The 15795-nt window shown below is 65.5% G+C and carries 13 protein-coding genes and 1 pseudogene; 3 read left to right on the forward strand and 11 right to left on the reverse strand.

Going from position 1 to position 15795, the window contains the following annotated elements; genetic code table 11:
- Positions 1 to 263: 263 nt before the first annotated feature.
- The 3 genes from ACX9TP_RS23395 to sitA6 form a co-directional block, all read right to left on the reverse strand.
- Positions 264 to 2111, reverse strand: coding sequence for an SBBP repeat-containing protein (locus ACX9TP_RS23395; protein ID WP_482981946.1), 1848 nt, complete (start codon positions 2109 to 2111; stop codon positions 264 to 266).
- Positions 2112 to 2631: 520 nt separating this feature from the next.
- A complete protein-coding gene (gene sitI6 / locus ACX9TP_RS23400; protein WP_482981947.1) occupies positions 2632 to 3372 on the reverse strand; it encodes a SitI6 family double-CXXCG motif immunity protein in 741 nt (246 codons plus the stop codon).
- 6 nt (positions 3373 to 3378) lie between these two features.
- Positions 3379 to 3828 carry a SitA6 family polymorphic toxin lipoprotein gene (gene sitA6 / locus ACX9TP_RS23405; RefSeq protein WP_482981948.1) on the reverse strand — a complete coding sequence of 150 codons (450 nt, stop codon included), beginning with the start codon at positions 3826 to 3828 and terminating at the stop codon, positions 3379 to 3381.
- Here sitA6 and ACX9TP_RS23410 point away from each other — a divergent pair.
- Positions 3805 to 3858: pseudogene (locus ACX9TP_RS23410) on the forward strand (hypothetical protein); the annotation flags it as partial. The gene sitA6 and the pseudogene ACX9TP_RS23410 overlap by 24 nt on opposite strands.
- Before the next feature lie 53 nt (positions 3859 to 3911).
- The gene (locus ACX9TP_RS23415) at positions 3912 to 4385 is read left to right on the forward strand and encodes an IS66 family transposase (RefSeq protein WP_482981949.1); all 474 of its coding nucleotides are present in this window, start codon (positions 3912 to 3914) and stop codon (positions 4383 to 4385) included.
- 79 nt (positions 4386 to 4464) lie between these two features.
- Here ACX9TP_RS23415 and ACX9TP_RS23420 read toward each other — a convergent pair whose 3' ends face one another.
- The 3 genes from ACX9TP_RS23420 to ACX9TP_RS23430 all read right to left on the reverse strand — a co-directional run bounded on the left by ACX9TP_RS23420 (position 4465) and on the right by ACX9TP_RS23430 (position 7141).
- Entirely contained in the window at positions 4465 to 4812 is a 348-nt protein-coding gene (locus ACX9TP_RS23420; protein WP_482981950.1) for a transposase, read from the reverse strand.
- A 133-nt stretch (positions 4813 to 4945) separates the two neighbouring features.
- On the reverse strand, positions 4946 to 5998 hold the full coding sequence (locus tag ACX9TP_RS23425; RefSeq protein ID WP_482981951.1) for a hypothetical protein: 1053 nt from the start codon (positions 5996 to 5998) through the stop codon (positions 4946 to 4948).
- Positions 5999 to 7141 (reverse strand): hypothetical protein, encoded by a 1143-nt coding sequence (locus tag ACX9TP_RS23430; protein ID WP_482981952.1) that lies wholly within the window; start codon positions 7139 to 7141, stop codon positions 5999 to 6001. It lies immediately after the preceding gene.
- Between the two features lie 1162 nt (positions 7142 to 8303).
- On the opposite strand from ACX9TP_RS23430, the gene ACX9TP_RS23435 reads away from it, so the two are divergent.
- Positions 8304 to 9854, forward strand: a complete 1551-nt coding sequence (locus ACX9TP_RS23435) for a glycosyl hydrolase family 28-related protein (RefSeq protein ID WP_482981953.1) — start codon at positions 8304 to 8306, stop codon at positions 9852 to 9854.
- 182 nt (positions 9855 to 10036) lie between these two features.
- On the opposite strand, the gene ACX9TP_RS23440 is transcribed toward ACX9TP_RS23435, so the two are convergent.
- From ACX9TP_RS23440 to ACX9TP_RS23460, 5 genes are all read right to left on the reverse strand, one after another.
- Positions 10037 to 12274 (reverse strand): xanthine dehydrogenase family protein molybdopterin-binding subunit, encoded by a 2238-nt coding sequence (locus tag ACX9TP_RS23440; protein WP_482981954.1) that lies wholly within the window; start codon positions 12272 to 12274, stop codon positions 10037 to 10039.
- Positions 12271 to 13266 carry an FAD binding domain-containing protein gene (locus ACX9TP_RS23445; protein WP_482981955.1) on the reverse strand — a complete coding sequence of 332 codons (996 nt, stop codon included), beginning with the start codon at positions 13264 to 13266 and terminating at the stop codon, positions 12271 to 12273. The genes ACX9TP_RS23440 and ACX9TP_RS23445 overlap by 4 nt, the downstream gene beginning before the upstream one ends.
- Positions 13263 to 13760: a (2Fe-2S)-binding protein gene (locus tag ACX9TP_RS23450; protein ID WP_482981956.1), complete on the reverse strand. Its 498-nt coding sequence runs from the start codon at positions 13758 to 13760 to the stop codon at positions 13263 to 13265. The genes ACX9TP_RS23445 and ACX9TP_RS23450 overlap by 4 nt, the downstream gene beginning before the upstream one ends.
- Before the next feature lie 205 nt (positions 13761 to 13965).
- Positions 13966 to 14793, reverse strand: a complete 828-nt coding sequence (locus ACX9TP_RS23455) for an ABC transporter permease (RefSeq protein ID WP_482982208.1) — start codon at positions 14791 to 14793, stop codon at positions 13966 to 13968.
- The gene (locus ACX9TP_RS23460) at positions 14793 to 15710 is read right to left on the reverse strand and encodes an ABC transporter ATP-binding protein (protein ID WP_482981957.1); all 918 of its coding nucleotides are present in this window, start codon (positions 15708 to 15710) and stop codon (positions 14793 to 14795) included. Before ACX9TP_RS23460 ends, ACX9TP_RS23455 begins: the two co-directional genes overlap by 1 nt.
- Positions 15711 to 15795: the final 85 nt, after the last annotated feature.

Below are 15795 nucleotides of genomic sequence, written 5' to 3' on the forward strand. Positions count from 1 at the left end.
TGAGGCACGAACCTCCGCGAGCTCATCGCTCGAGGTGGGTGCGGCGAACCCCACACTTGAGAAGGAGACGAGAACCGCCACTGCATCGCGAAGACGCATTCGCTCTCCCGGTGAACACGGCCTGAAACACGGCCGGCTCAAAAGGGAACGAAAAGTCCGCGACAAAGTCGCACGACATCATTTGGAGGTGAACCCCCGGCTGGCCAGCGACGAGGAATGAAGGCGCGGCACCTGTCCCGCGTGCCGCGCCTCCAGTGCCCTCGCTACGGGGCGATCTTCGTCAGGAACGAGTCGGGGGCCCCCTGCAGCGTGTTGCCCTCGAAGTTCCCGTCCAGGTAGCCGCCGACGTACATGTTGTCATCCTGGTCCACCACGACGCCCATGCTGCGCACGTCCTTCTCCACGCCGCCGAGCACGGCGGTGGGCTGCTGCTTGATCCACTGGAGCGCGCCGGAGTAGTTCACCTTCGCCACGTAGTTGTGGACCCTGCCGCCCGTGGTGTCGGTCGTCTGCGTCACGTCCGCCACCGCGCCGCCCGTCAGGTAGATGCCATCGTCATGGGCGAAGATGCCCATGCCCCACGAGCCCGAGCCCGAGTCCAGCTCCCACACCCACTGCTTGACGCCCGCCGGGTTGAACCGCGCGAGGAATACGTCAATCTGGGGCGTGACGTTGGGCACGCCGTCCATGCCTCCGCCGCTGTAGCCCGTCAGGTACACGTTGCCGTTCACATCCACCGTGGAGCCGTAGAGCCACACGGCCGTGGCGGGAGCGCCCGCCAGCCGCGTCCACTGCTTCACCCCATTCGCGTCGTACTTGGTGATGAACGCATCCTGAGGGCCCGTGAGCGTCTGGCCGTCCAGGTTGCCGTCCGTCCAGCCGGAGACGTAGACGTTGCCGGAGGTGTCGGCGGAGGCCCGCTGCGCGTGGGTCGTCTTCCCTGCCACGCCCAGCAGGCGGGTCCACTGCTTCACGCCCGTGGCGTTGTACTTGGTGACGAACGCATCGGAGTTGCCGGTGCGCACGTTGCCATCCAGGTTGCCGTCGGTGGAGCCCACCAGGAAAGCGTTGTCCGACGAGTCGATGGACACGCCGTAGCCCTCCGTCTGAGCCCCCGCCACGCCAATCTGGCGCGTCCAGCCGAACACGCCGGTGTAGCGGTACCGGGTGATGAACGCATCACGCCCACCGCTGCTGGGCGCACCGTTGAGCGGGCCGTCCGTGAGGCCCACGACGTAGATCTCCTCGAACGTGCGGTTGCGGGCGATGCCGTAGCCGACAGTCATGAAGTTCGGCACTCCAATCTGCTTGTGGAAGGTGATGTTGCCGTTCCAGTCTCGCGCCGTGAGGAAGCCGTCCATCAAGCCCGCCATGGGCTGGCCCTCCACCCCCACCGTCGTCATGCCCGTGGAGTAGGTGCGGCCTGCAGGGTCTCCCGCCAGGTCATGGATGCGCGTGAAGCCACCCGGAGCGCCGGACGTCTTCGTCCACACGTCGGACACCGTGGGGAACGCGTCACACTGGTACAGCTCCAGCCGGCCAATGGACACGGTGACGATGCCCGCGCGGTTGTCGTTGTCGTCCGACACGTGCAGCCGGTACTTCTTGTAGTTGCCGGGATGGGCCACGTCGAACTCGCGCCGCTCGTTGGTCCAGCCCGTCACATTCGTCCGCGTGTCCACCACCACCCAGGTGCTGCCGTTGGAGCCCTCCAGCGTCCAGTTCTTCGGGGCACGCGTGGTGATGGAGCCGTTGGAGTAGCTGATGGCGTAGCGGCGCACCGTCTTCATCACGCCATTGCCGAACTCGTACCCCAGCCACGCGGGCGTCACGTTGGCCGTGGAGAGCCAGAAGGTGGTGGCGTTGTCGAACGCCTTCCAGGGCTCGTAGGCGGCCGGATTCGAGCCGTAGATGCCCGAGCTCGACGCGAAGCCCGACGGCGCGCTGTTGCTCGTCATCACCGGCACCAGGCTGACGCAGTTGGTGACCGGCTGCTCCTGACTCCCCGGCGCCTCCGTCGGGCCGTCATCGCCCGGCTCTCCGCCCTGGCAGCCCACGAGCGCCAGCGCGCTCGCCAGGAACATTCCTCGTACCGCGTTCAAGAATCTCATGGTGTCTCCTCCTCGCGCCGCGAGCGCGAAAGTGCGCGCGGCCTTCCGGCGGCCCGTGACTCCAGGCCCCCGGTGGAAACGGAGATACAGAGGCCGGGGCGCGCTCCGGCGAGTGATGTGACGAAACCGCCCTGGCGAGGGCCGAAACCGCCTCACCCGGGGATGAGACATGAATCACGGTTCCTATTTTCTGGTGCATTGCAAGGTACGTGTTCGCCGTGCCTCGTCGCGACGGGCGCCGGCTTGTCGTGAGACCTCCATTGGCCACACCCGGAGGTGCGCCGTGGAGTTGGAGTTGGAGCGCCCTTTCTACGCGCGCATCGGCATCCGCCATCTCTGGTTCATCGACCTGGATGCGTGCACGCTCACAGTGAGCGAGCTCATGAACGGCCGCTGGGTCGAGCTGGGCGTCCATGGTGACGAGGACATCATCCGGGCCGCGCCGTTCGAGGACTTCGAGCTGAAAATCGGTGCGCTGTGGCCTCCGTCCCGGAGCGAAGAGGGCACGGAGGCCGTGCGCTTACGGCGCCTCGGGCCGTGCCTGGACTTCGCGGAACGTCACTCCGTCCAGTTGCAACTGTCTCGCCGCGTCCACGAAGCGCTCTGTGGCGACGATGAATCCCGGCACGTCGAGCAGGCGGAAGAGGTCCAGCCCCGTTGGCAACGTCGATGCATCGAGAACGGCGGGGTTCGGCATGGGCCCCTCTACGTCGCTCGTACCACACCTGGGGCACGAGGGCTTTCGAGTCCAGGTCAGGCAGTCGGAGTGAAACCGGCCGTGTACTTCCAACTGCATGTTCAACAATCTGGGTGGGGTCTTTCCACGGAAGCGTACGTCGATAGGACAGCCCTGGAGGCCCGACACTCCGGCGGCTTGTAGCCGCTCCCATGCCTCATGGCGCATGCAGAGCGACCAACTGGCCTGCATGAAGAGCTGACCGAATGTACCGGAGCCTGTACCCGTCAGTGGGCCGAACTCAGCTCCTGGTTCTAGCACCGTGCTCTGAGGCACCAGCGGCAGCACCAGTGCACGCAGTCGCTCGTATTCCTCCAGTGGGACAGGGGCCGGGTTGGACAGCTTCTTCAGCTCCGACGCGGGGAGCCCCGACAAGTCCACACAGGGATACTCGAGCCCGAGGACAGCATTGGTGAGCCCACACGCGGGACAGGGCTGGGTACCCGGCAGCCCCCACTTGTGCGCCGCATTCAAGTTGCCTGTGTACAGTGAGGACGCGTCCTCTTCGATTCTGAAGAACCGCATGCATCCTCAAGGGGCCGCGAAGATGTGGGGGCCGGGTGGTGGGATGGGGTGACCGTAGTAGGACACGATGGGTCCAGCGATATCGAATCTGAAGGCGAGCTCCAGCGCATTGCGCAGCAGCTCCTTGCGCGGGATGTGACGTCGATGAAGGTTGGCGTTCATATACTCCCGCCATGCCGCATTCCACGGCCCTCCACGTCCTCCAGGATTGTGGACACGGAGATGCAAGTGCTCCGGAATCACCATCGTGAACTCGTGGATGTTGATGTTGTGTCGCACGAACCAGCGTGCGAGGAGTTCCTCTTGGGGAAACAGGTGGTGCTTGATCAGCCGGCTCCCACCCAGGTTCGGAAACGCAGACAGGTAGCCGTAGCGGAAGTGAAAGGTCATCCGGGGCCGAACTCCCACCCGGTGACGCTGCCGGACGGGCGCGTGCGCGTCGGCTGCTGGGCGCACTGCCGGCGCCGCTTCTTCGACGCGTTCGCCACCGCCCCCGAGGCCCGCGAGGCCCTGGACCTCATCCTCGCGCTCTACCGGGTGTGGAGGCCCAGGCGCGCAAGGTGGACGTGGTGCGCACGGCTGCCCACCGCGAGCTGCGCCAGCAACACAGCGCGCCCGTCCTCGCGCGTCTGCGCGCCTGGCTCAAGGAGCAGGCGCCTCAGCATCCGCCGAAGGGGCCGCTGGGCGTGGCCATTTCCTACGCGCTGAAGCAGTGGAACGCGCTGAGCCGCTTCGTTTCGGATGAGCGGCTGCCGTTGGACAACAACCGCTCAGAGGCGGCGCTCAGAAAGGCAGCGCTGGGAAGGAGGAATCATCTCTTCGTAGACCACGAGGCCGCCGGAGAGAACCTGGCCGGCCTCTACGCGCTGGCGGCCACCTGCGAGGCCAACGACGTCAACCCCAAGGACTACCTCGCCGACATGCTGCTTCGGGTGCAGACACACCCCGACTCGCGCATCGGAGATTTGCTGCCGCACGAGTGGAAGCGTCGACGCGCCGCCGGCTCCTCCTGAGCCCTTCGCTCAGCCCCATCCCACCCAATCGCTCACGCCCAGGCTCGCGACCACCGCCGAGCACAGCATCCGTCCGTCTTCAATCGGCCCGGCACGTCGTCCGCCGTACGGATACGCCGTACGGATACCGAGGCGGAGGCACCAGGGACGCCACACGCCGTAAAAGCTCCAGCCCGGTGAAGAAGAGGTCCGTGGTTCCGTCGGGCAGCGGGCGCTTCATCCGGTAGGCGATGCGGCCGTCCTCCGCTCGCGACAAGCGCTCCAGCGCCAGAGCGTCACGCGCCCTGTAACACTGGCGGAGGCTTACAAGCCGGGAGCGTACAAACCGGCCCACTGCACCTCGGATGCACGTCGGCACTTGCGAGCACAGGTGGCCGTGCGCAAGGCCCTGGTGCGCACCCGCACTCGCTTCATCAGCCTCATGCATGCGTTGGTGAGGCACGAGGGATTCGCATAGGCAGCGGCAGCGAGGAAACCTTCTGCAAGCGATTGGAAGCCATGGAACTGACTACCCACTTGAAGTCCGAAATGGGAGGCGCTGGTGGGCCCCCCAGGCGGCCTTAAGCCACTTTGATGCGCAAGTAGATGTGCACCGCCCTTTCAACAGGCTCAAGAACCTGCTCAATCAACGGCTCGGCATCATCGAACTGCTCAATAAACACCCGAGATGTCCCGGCATGCGCAATTGCGCATCGAATCTGATAAACATAGGAGGTCCCCTTTGCTGCCTTTGGTAGAGTTCCTATTGCCTTGTCGCTCTTTAGTCTTCGATGTAGCGCGGCGGCAAATCGATTGGAGGTGTGTGTTGCATCGATAATGTCATAGGCATGCTCAAACTGACTCGTCAGTGAATACTTCTCCGCCAGTGCGCGCAGTTGTTGTAGCTCGGAAGATAGAGCGTTTTGTGCTCTGTCTATGGCTTGCGAAGGGTCCTCAAAGAATCTGGATCTTATTTCGTCCAAGATTGAGCTGAGATAGCCGTGCTCCAAGACCCTGTAGAGCGCCATGAATCTACGGCTAGCTGCATCTTGAATCAGGGCTGATGCAAAAATACGCCGAAGCGCACCTTCTGCAGGGCCTAGCAGGCTAGACTGTGGATCGACGTCTATAGTCGATGCGTCATGCCAAAGACACCGCAGATTTGGTGCGAATGCAGGTGCGGCATTGAATAGTGCTGGAGCGAGAGTGCTATAGTCACTCCTTCCGGTATTTGGCCAAGAAACTAGGATATATGAATCCGCACTTGTAGTTCGTACGGGTTGAACCAACTGCTCGTCTTTAATCCAAGCCTCAACAAGCAGTTCTTCCGCCAGGGAAGGAGGCAGCGAAACATCCAATGGTTCACGCCCAGGAATTTCGAGCGACTCAAGAAGGGTGCCCCCAAGATTCAACTGGCGATATCGCCAACTCTGAAAATTGACGCGTGACCTTAGCAGACTGAAGCGACGAACTCCTTGCTCCCCTTTTAGTATCGCAATGAGTCGAGCCGCGCCTTGATCAGTGCAAACAATGGGAGATAAGTCGCTGCGTGCCGCGTTGACTTTCTCAGCAATGCGTTCAGGCGGGAGTTCGCCGTCTGAACCCAATGCCTTTAGAATGTGTTGGGGTTGCATTTATGTGCCACCGGCAAATCGCCAGCACTCCTGCATCGTCTTGGTGCCATCTGTTACGAAATACTCTTGGAAGGCTCGAAATACCATGTCTCGGGTTGCTTGGCCTACGTTGCGCTTGGCTGTGTCAATTCCCTTTCGAATTTCTTCAAAATCTTGAATGGCCAAAGGGTCGGAGTTAGGTTCCAAATCAACTGCGTCGCGCAGTCGTGCAAGTCCACGGCGCATGCGATCTACAAGCGCTGGGTTGCGCTCCGCAGCCCCAACGGCCGCAGCGATCCCTTGCAGTACCGTTTCGTTGCCCAGAAAATCCATCGACTCCGCCGGCAATTTGCAGTCGATCGACACAAACCACTCCATGAGGCTCTTGAAGGAGTCTCGCGAGTTCCCATCTGCCTGTGTGCCAAGTGCAGAGCCCAGAGTTTCGATGGCCGACTCCGCTAGGAGTTGCTCCATGACCGTGTTGCGAAGATCAATGTTCGGCTGTCCCTGCAGCCAAGACTGGAAGGCTTGACTTATTTTGGAGAGATGGAACTGGCCGGCATGTATTCTCCGTCTTGCTTCTAGGCTGGTGACGATCTCGATGCCTGGAATGGCAGAGAGTTCCTCTCTGAGCTTCATGCTCAGGATTTCCACTTGATGCTTTATGGACATTGGATGCTGCCCTGCATTTAGCAGCAGCATTCTGTAGGCCACCGCGCCAAACGAAATGTTGACCCAGAGTTCTAGTCGTATCTGCCTTTTCAGGAATGTCGCACGCTCTTCGCCTTGGAGTTCTTGCATGGTCTGGCGAATAGTGTTTGTGCGCTGCAGGCCGTCGATTATGTAGACTTGGCTTGGTTTTAGCGTTGACAGCTTCTTTTCGGTTTCGTCGATGACATCGGGGTTGTCTATGCGGGATGCAGATTGAGGCAATTGGAGCCCTGCATCGTGCACAGCAAGAACTAGCGGAGGGAGCACGCAGCCGCGCTTGAGATCCGCTCTGAGCGTTGCATAGGCGGTTCTTCCTTTGATTATTTTCCTTTGGATCTCCAAATTCTCTTCCGCCTCATGCACTATCCTTAAGAAATGCTCGTAACTGCAACGTGCAGTAACACAATGCGCCCTGAGCCTTGCGTCCAGATCTATGGAAAGCACCTCAATCATTGTTTCTCCCATCTGCACCAGAGATTGGTCTCAAGCTTATGAAATATTGGTTTTGAAGTATAGGAGAGATGAGGCACTGTTGAGGTGAAGTATAGGACGGATAGGGGCACTGTTAAGGGCGGTGGGCAGTTGCAGAGGGGGCGAGGAAGGCCGCGGACATGGGCCCCCGAGCAGTGCGGCCGGCGGGTGGAGAGGCCGCGCAGTCCCTTGGGGTACACGCCAGCCCAGGCCGCGCTCCCATGAGGTGCGCGACAGGGGCTTGGCTCTCTTGGCTGGGGTGGCTGGAACCTCACCACCACGCCGCCTGGGGGCCCTCGCGCCGGGGGCTGCTTGCGTGGGCGGCGGCAACGCCTCGAAATGCACGCCGTCCTCCTGCGGCACCCAAACACCGTCCGGCACCAGCGAGTGGAAGTGCGGCGTTACCTGCAACGCCAGCCGAAGAACTGGATGAACGATACGGCCCCAACCTGCCCACCGCGCAACCCCTGCCGCCGTGCCCTCCGACGCTGCATGGCGAACACCGCCGGCAGGAAGAGAGTGAGGATGTCCGAGATCAGTCCCTCATCTTTCAGCAGCACCCACCGCACTCGGTGCGGAAAGGACAGCGTCCACTGACGGAAGGGCACGTGCTCCACGTACCGGGGCAGTCCGCGCCCCACCTCGCTGGCTTCCGCCAGCAATGTGGCGAGGTTGTCCTACACAGCCTCGTACAGCACCGTCCCCTCCGGTTGCCTCCGCCGGTACGCCCACCCGTGCTCCTTCACCCGCTCCTCCCCGCCACACCTTGCCAGGGCGTACGCTCCTGTCCGCCTCCCACGGGGTTCTCGTGATCCCTGGGAGACCAGGGAACTCAGGCCGCTTGCCTCCAAGCAGATTGCCCCCGTTGGACCGCATCGCACGGTCATCTCGATGGTCGCGTGGTCCTTCAGCTCCTGGATGACCTTCAGCGGGACACCGCACGTCCTGGCACCAACGACCGGTCGCACCGCAGGCTCACCCGTCTGGTGAGCGAGCGGTCCGTGCCCGCCCGGACAGAGAGTGAAAGAACGGGCGTGGCAGGCATTCCAGATATCGGGTGCGGTGTGATCGGCAGTGCCCGCCGACGGTCACTCAGGGCTACCGTCGGCCCTGCTGACCGCTCAAGCAGGTCGGCAGCTGCCGCATGAACACCTGCGCGCTCCGGTGCGCCTGGGAAATGAAGGGTCTCATGAACGATAGACGCGCCCTGCTGTTCAGCCGCCGCAAAGCCCTCGCCCTGTCTGGGATGGGGCTGGCCGCTCCTCTGCTCGGCTGGCTCACCCCATTCAAGTCATTCGCGGCGGACCCCCTGAACGCGACGGACTTCGGCGCCACCGGAAACGGGACTACCGACGACACCGCCGCGGTGCAGCAGCTCATCAACGCGACGGCGAGCCAGGCGGCCGTGGGCGTGTTGCCGGCCGGCACCTACCGGTGCACGAGCAGCCTGTTCCTGCCGGCTGGCGCGAAACTGCACCTCGAGCAGGGCGCGTTGCTGCTCAAGGACTGGGCGACGCAGCCCGGCCTGGCCAACGCCTTCCTCCGCAACGCCGACTTCGCGGTGCGCTCCAACGGCGTCAGCATCACCGGGCCGGGCACCATCGGAGCCAGGGACCACAGCCGCACCGGCGTCATCCTCGCCCTCTACGGCGACGACGTGCTGCTGAGCGAGTTCAGCATCGACACCTTCGCGGGTGGGCAGGCGGTGGTGTACGCCGGTGACCGGGGCCGCATGGACCGGGTGAACATCCGCAACAGCGCGGTCGATACCGGCACCGGCGGCATCCGGGTCATCGGCGGAAACGACTTCCTCGCCACCCACTGTGACGTCGAATCCGGGGACGACTGCCTGCAGTTCGTGCCGATTGGCGCCCCGGGTGCGCTTCTGTACAACATGAGCATCAACCGGGGCAGCTACGTCGGGTGCACCGGTCACAGCTCGGTGAGCCGGTTCATGGTCGCCGGGCTCGAGTGGACCGGTGGGGACTACAGCGGCATGAGCGCCTCCATCAGCGACTGCTCCTTCATCAACTGCAGCGGGTCCGGCTCGAATCGGGGCATCGTCGTCAAGAACTCGCACAGCTCGGGGGCCATTGAACGGCTGAGCTTCACCGACTGCTCGGTCGACATGGCCGGCAGCCTGATCGCGGACGGGCAGGAGATCCGCATCCAGAACGACGCGGCCCCTGGGGGCTCCATCCACGACGTGACGTTCACCCGCACGAACATCACCCGGCCAGTCAACAACGTCCTGCGCATCTTTGGCCCGAACATCAGCGGAATCACCTTCGACACCTGCACGTTCACCGCTCCCTCCGGCCCGTCGAACCTCATCGCCGTCATCGACCAGGCCGACAGGGTGCGCATGCTGAGGTCTCAGTTCACGGGTGCACCCGGGAAGCGGCTGCTCGTGGCCGGACCGGCAGCGCCGGTGACGGCGTTCTCCGTGGAGGAGTGCCGGTTCACCGAAATCGGGAACACGGCCTGGGGGGTCGAGCTGGTCGCCGCCGTCGGAGCCCGCGTGGCCGGCTCCACCTTCGTCAAGGCCGCGGGGACGACGACCGCACGAGCAGTCCGGGTCGCCGCGGCTTGCAGCGGAGTGGTGATCGAGAACAACAACTTCACCGGTCTGACCAGCAATCCGAAGGTCACCAACCTCGCGACGGACACCATCATCCAGAACAACCAAGGCTGACCGCGACCGCCTGGCTCCGGCACGGGCTCGTTGCTCTCCCGTCCGGCGCCTGGCGGCGTGCGTGGATGGACGTGCGGGGTTGCTCCGGGACTGCGCTGTTCACAAATGTCGGGACATTGCGCTCCGCAGCCCCCCGACATTTGTGAACAGCACGCTCCCCGGACCACTCCCTCGCGGGGGCGTCAGAGCAGCTTGTCGAGGGTGATGGGCAGGCTCCGCACGCGCTTGCCCGTCGCGTGGAAGATGGCGTTGGCGATGGCCGCGGCGACGCCGACGATGCCAATCTCGCCCAGACCCTTGGCCCCGAGCGGGTTGACCACCGTGTCCTCCTCGTTCACGAAGATGACGTCGATGTCCCGCACGTCCGCATGCACCGGCACGTGGTACTCGCCCAGGTTGTGGTTGATGAAGCGGCCGAGCTTCTGGTCGATGGCCGTTTCCTCCTCCAGCGCCATGCCGAGGCCCCAGACGACCCCGCCCAGAATCTGACTGCGCGCCGTCTTCGGGTTGAGGATGCGGCCCGCCGCGATGGCGCTCACCACCCGGGTGACGCGCACCGTGCCCAGCTCCTCGTCGACCTTCACCTCGACGAACACCGCGGAGTGCGTGCTGCGCGTGTACTCCAGCTGCTTCGGGTTCGGGGTGGCCAGCGTCTTCTCCTCCAGGTGGAGGACGCCGCCGTGCCGCATGGCCTCGACGAAGGAGACGGCCCGGGCCGGGTCCGCCTTGAGGCGGATGTGCCCCTCCGCGAAGGACACCTCTTCCTGGTCCGCCTTCGCGAGCGGGGAGCCCTTCATCTTCCGGGCGAAGGTGAAGAGCTGCTCGCGGAGCTTCTCGCAGACCTCCTTCACCGCCGAGCCCACGGACGACACCGTCCAGGAGCCCCCTTGCAGGGGCGCCATGGGCAGCGAGCTGTCTCCCAGCTTGAACGTCACGTCCTCCACGCGCAGGCCGAGCGTGGCCGCGGCAATCTGCGTCATCGCCGTGTACGTGCCCGTGCCGATGTCGGAGGTGGCGCTGCTGACCGTGAGCTTCCCGTCCAGGCCGAGCACGGCCTTCGCGCTCGCGGGCATCTGCATCGCGTCCCAGATGCCGGTGGCCATGCCCATGCCAACGAGCTGCCGGCCGTCGCGCATGGAGCGCGGCTCCGGCGTCCTCCGCGCCCAGCCGAACCGCTCCGCGCCCTGCTGGTAGCAGGCTCGCAGCTCCTTGCTCGAGTAGGGCTTGTCCTTGTTCTGGTCCTTCTCGGCGTAGTTCTTCAGGCGCAGCGCGATGGGGTCCATCTTCAGCGCATGGGCCAGCTCGTCCATCGCTGCCTCCAGCGCGAAGACGCCGAGGGCCGCGCCGGGCGCGCGCATGTCCATGGGCGTGGGGCAGTCGAGCTGGACAAGCTTGTAGTCCTGCCGGACGTTGTCGCAGCGGTACAGCATGCTGCCCCAGTTCACGACATTCTCCACGTAGTGCTCGAGGCGCGAGGTCTCTCCCACCGCCTCGTGGATGAGCGCTTCGAGCGTGCCGTCCTCCGCGGCCCCGAGCGCCACGCGCTGCAGCGTCGCGGGACGGTGGCCGAAGGTGAACATCTGCTCGCGCGACAGCGTCACCCGCACCGAGCGCTTCAGCTCCCGCGCCGCCAGGACGGCGAGGAACAGCTGGTACTGCGGCCGCAGCCCCGAGCCGAACGCGCCTCCGACGAAGGGAGAGCGCACACGCACCTGCTCCTTCGGCAAGTCGAACACGTTGCAGACGTACTGCTGGCTGTTCAGCACGCCCTGCGTCTTGTCGTAGATGGTGAGCGAGCCATCGTCCTCGACAATCACCGTGGACGCGTGCGGCTCCATGGGGTTGTGGTGCTCGACGGGGGACTCGTACTCGACGTCGACCCGGACGGCGGCCTTCCCGAGCGCCTTGTCCGCATGGCCCCAGGGCCTGGGCGGTGGCTCGTAGCCGTCCTTGGCCTTGCCAGGGGCATACGCCTTCCCACGCCGGGCGCGCAGGTCCGTTTCGTGCTCGTCCCGCGAGTACTCGACGCGCACCAGCGTGGCCGCGTGGCGGGCGAGGTCGAAGCTCTCCGCCACCACGAGCGCCACGGGCTGGCCGCTGTAGACAATCTCCTTGTCGTAGAGGGGCCGGAAGGGTGAGCCCTTGGGCGCGTCATCGTCGCGATACTTGCGGTCGAACCAGGGGAGGCTGGGGCGGTTCTCGTGCGTGAAGACCTGGAGCACGCCCGGGACGCGCAGGGCCTCGCTCACGTCGAGGTGCTTGATGCGCCCCCTGGCGATGGTGCTCGACACCACCTGTCCGTAGACGAGCCCGGGGACGTTGAACTCCCCGGCGTACCGGGCCTCGCCCGTCACCTTGGCGCGACCGTCGACGCGACTGACCGGCTGTCCGAGCTGCGTGGAGTTGGAAGAGGTCGTCATGGCTGTCCCTCCAGCCCGGCGGCCTGGGCCAGGGCGCGGACCACGCTGCGCTTCGCCAGCTCAATCTTGAACGTGTTGTGCCCGTACCCCTTGGCGCCCTTGACCAGGGCGTCGGCCGCCGCCTGGAAGTGCTCCCGCGTGGCGGGCTTGCCCGTCAGCAGTGCCTCCGCGCCGGGGTCCCTCCAGGGCTTGTGCGCGACACCACCGAGCGCGAGCCGGGCGGTCCGGATGCGGTCCCCGTCGAGCTCGAGCGCGGCGGCCACGGAGACGAGCGCGAAGGCGTAGGACGCGCGGTCCCTGACCTTGAGGTAGGCGGCGTGCGTGGCGAAGCCCCTCGGGGGCAACTCCACGGCGGTGATGAGCTCGTCCGGCTTCAGGTTGGTGTCGAGGTGCGGCGTGTCGCCGGGGAGCCGGTGGAAGTCGGCGAAGGGAATGCTTCGCTCGCCGTCCTTACCCTTCACGTGGATGACGGCCTCCAGCGCCGCCAGCGCGACACACATGTCGGAAGGGTGGGTGGCGATGCACTGCTCGCTCGTGCCGAGGATGGCGTGGATGCGGTTGAAGCCTTCCTTCGCGCCACAGCCGGAGCCGGGCTCGCGTTTGTTGCAGGCCGTGCCCACGTCGTAGAAGTAATAGCAGCGCGTGCGTTGGAGCAGGTTCCCACCCGTCGTCGCCATGTTGCGCAGCTGCGGCGAGGCGCCAGCGAGGATTGCCTTCGAGAGCAGCGGGTAGCGGCGCTCCACCTGCTCGTTCCAGGCCAGGTCCGAGTTGGTGACGAGCGCGCCAATCCGCAGGCCGCCGTCCGCCGTGTCTTCAATCCGGTTCAGGGGCAGGCGGGTGATGTCCACCAGGTGGCTGGGGCGGGTGACGTCCTCCTTCATCAGGTCGAGGAGGTTGGTGCCTCCCGCGATGAACCGCGCCGTGGTGTTCTTCGCGACGACGTCCACGGCGCCGGGGACGTCCTCGGCACGCACGTAGGAGAAGCGGTTCATTTGCCCTCCTTGCGGGCCTGCCGCGCCTGCTGGATGGCAGCCAGGATGTTGGGGTAGGCGCCACAGCGGCAGAGGTTGCCGCTCATCAGCTCGCGGATGTCGTCCTCCGTCCGGGCACGGCCTTCCGACAGCAGCCCCACGGCGGAGCAGATCTGCCCGGGGGTGCAGTAGCCGCACTGGAACGCGTCCTGCTCGACGAAGGCCGCCTGGACCGGATGGAGCTCATCGCCCTTCGCGAGGCCCTCGATGGTCGTCACGTCGCAGCCGTCCTTCATGACGGCCAGCGTCAGGCAGGAGTTGATGCGCTTGCCGTCGACGAGGACGGTGCACGCGCCGCACTGCCCGTGGTCGCAGCCCTTCTTCGTCCCGGTCAAATCCAGCGACTCGCGCAGCAGGTCCAGCAGCGTGGTCCATGGCGCGACGTCCAGCTGCTTCTCCGCGCCGTTGATGCGGATCGAGAGCCGTTGCGTCGACGGCTCGGCAGACGTCTTCATGCGTGCACCTCCCCGGGCCATCCAGTCCCAGGCCCGTGGGGATAGTGCGCGGCGCGAGGGTGGGGTACCGGCGAAGTGGCCTAGCGTTTCGTTGCCGACCGAAAGGGGCGCCGAGTGAGGGAAAGCGCACGGAAAGCGGCTGACCGAGGGGAGGGCCGGCGACATCGGTCCCGTCCCCTCGGACGTGCGGTGCCGCTGACGCCCGCTACTCCGACGCGAGGTCCCGCTTCTCGAACAGCCAGATGGCCACCAGGCCGCAGCCGACGGTGAAGACCACCACCGCCGCGGTGCTGGCCTGCCAGCTCATGGCGCGCCCCATGGCCGCCTCCACGTCGGCGACCCCGTAGCTGCTCTGCGCCAGCCACCGCGCCTGGAGCGACTCCAGGTTGGTCATCGGCGACAGCCAGCCGCCGGGCAGGAACGTCAGGGCGCGCAGCAGGTGCTGGGCCACGTAGCCCAGCACGGCGCCGCCGATGAGCGAGCGCGTGGCCACCGACGCGAGCATCGCCAGGCTGATGATGCAGGAGAACTCCAGGAGGAAGTACGCCACCATCCGGCCGATGGCCCCCATGTCCACGTCCACCGGAGCGGGGACGAAGGGGAAGCCGAGGATGAGCGAGCCCACCGCCCCCATGGCCGCGGCGAAGGCAAAGGTGAAGGCCAGCGAGCCCAGTGTCAGCGCCAGCGTGGCCAGGAACTTCGCCACGAGCGGCGAGGCGCGCGAGGTCGTCCTCGGCAGCGTCATCTTCCACGTGCCACCGGAGTACTCGCCGCCCACCGCTCCGGCGGCCACCACCGTGATGAGGATGGGGAGCACCAGGTGGGTGAGCTTGAGCGTGTTCAACAGGCAGCCAGGGAAGGTGACGATGTCCCGGGCCCAGTCGCGGATGGACGCATCCGCCGCCCCGGCGATGGCGATGGGCAGCGGGAGGATGGCGAAGAAGAGCAGCAGTCCGAGGGTGCCGAAGAACAGGCTCCGCTTGCGGGCCTTCAGGACCTCCGCCATGAACTGGCGGGAGAGCGCGGTGAGCATCACGGGTGGGTCCCTCCCCGCGCGGCGGCGGTGGCCTCGAAGAAGAGCTGCTCCAGCGAGTTGCGCTTGGGGCGCACCTCGAAGACATCCACGTCCGCCTGCAGCAGCTTGCGCAGCAGGCCCGGCACCGTGTTGTCGGTGCCGTCGGTGAGGAGCCAGCCCGCCTCGGAGGTATGCGCCTCCGCCGGAGGCAGGCCCAGCAGGCCCGCGGCCCGTGCCACCGACGAGACGCGCAGCTCGATGCCGCTGCTCGCCAGCAGCTTCGCGACGTTGCCCTGCGTGCGCAGCTCCCCGTTCTGGACGATGGCGACGTCCGTGCAGATGCGCTCCACCTCCTGGAGCAGGTGGCTGGAGAGGAACACCGTGCGGCCCTCGCTCCGCAGCGAGCCGATGAGGTCGCGAATCTCCCGCGCGCCGTCGGGGTCCAAGCCGTTGGTGGGCTCGTCCAGGAAGAGCACGGGCGGGTTGCCCAGCAGCGCCGCCGCGAGCCCGAGCCGCTGCTTCATCCCCAGCGAGTACTGCTTCACCGGGCGCTTGCCGTCCTTCGCCAGGCCCACCAGGTCCAGCAGCCGGTCCGCCTCACCCGCGGCCAGCGCATGCCCCGCGCCGAGCGCCATGGCGCGCAGGTTCTCCGCGGCATCGAGGTACGGGTAGAAGGCGGGCACCTCGACGATGGCGCCGACCAAGGTCGAGAGCCGGGGTCGCTCGCGCAGGACGTCCACTCCCAGCACCGACGCCGCGCCGGAGGTGGGACGGATGAGTCCCAGCAGCATGCGGATGGTGGTGGTCTTTCCCGCGCCGTTCGGTCCGAGAAAGCCGAAGACGGAGCCGGTGGGCACCGCGAGGCTCAGGTTGTTCACCGCCGCGAGGGCGCCGTACCGCTTCGTCAGGCCCTCCGTGCGGATGGCGTAATCCATGGGGCTTCGTTCCTTGATGGCCGTACGTGGATGGGGTCTGTATCTACCAAAGCCGCCTGTTCAGTAGACGACCTTCCAGGGGGCA

This window comes from Pyxidicoccus sp. M15, from assembly GCF_056858435.1.

Coding starts and splice junctions, on each gene's coding strand:
- ACX9TP_RS23395 (WP_482981946.1), bottom strand. CDS start 2,111: ATGAGATTCTTGAACGCGGTACGAGGAATGTTCCTGGCGAGCGCGCTG.
- sitI6 (WP_482981947.1), bottom strand. CDS start 3,372: ATGCGGTTCTTCAGAATCGAAGAGGACGCGTCCTCACTGTACACAGGC.
- ACX9TP_RS23420 (WP_482981950.1), bottom strand. CDS start 4,812: ATGCATGAGGCTGATGAAGCGAGTGCGGGTGCGCACCAGGGCCTTGCG.
- ACX9TP_RS23425 (WP_482981951.1), bottom strand. CDS start 5,998: ATGCAACCCCAACACATTCTAAAGGCATTGGGTTCAGACGGCGAACTC.
- ACX9TP_RS23430 (WP_482981952.1), bottom strand. CDS start 7,141: ATGATTGAGGTGCTTTCCATAGATCTGGACGCAAGGCTCAGGGCGCAT.
- ACX9TP_RS23435 (WP_482981953.1), top strand. CDS start 8,304: ATGAACACCTGCGCGCTCCGGTGCGCCTGGGAAATGAAGGGTCTCATG.
- ACX9TP_RS23440 (WP_482981954.1), bottom strand. CDS start 12,274: ATGACGACCTCTTCCAACTCCACGCAGCTCGGACAGCCGGTCAGTCGC.
- ACX9TP_RS23445 (WP_482981955.1), bottom strand. CDS start 13,266: ATGAACCGCTTCTCCTACGTGCGTGCCGAGGACGTCCCCGGCGCCGTG.
- ACX9TP_RS23450 (WP_482981956.1), bottom strand. CDS start 13,760: ATGAAGACGTCTGCCGAGCCGTCGACGCAACGGCTCTCGATCCGCATC.
- ACX9TP_RS23455 (WP_482982208.1), bottom strand. CDS start 14,793: ATGCTCACCGCGCTCTCCCGCCAGTTCATGGCGGAGGTCCTGAAGGCC.
- ACX9TP_RS23460 (WP_482981957.1), bottom strand. CDS start 15,710: ATGGATTACGCCATCCGCACGGAGGGCCTGACGAAGCGGTACGGCGCC.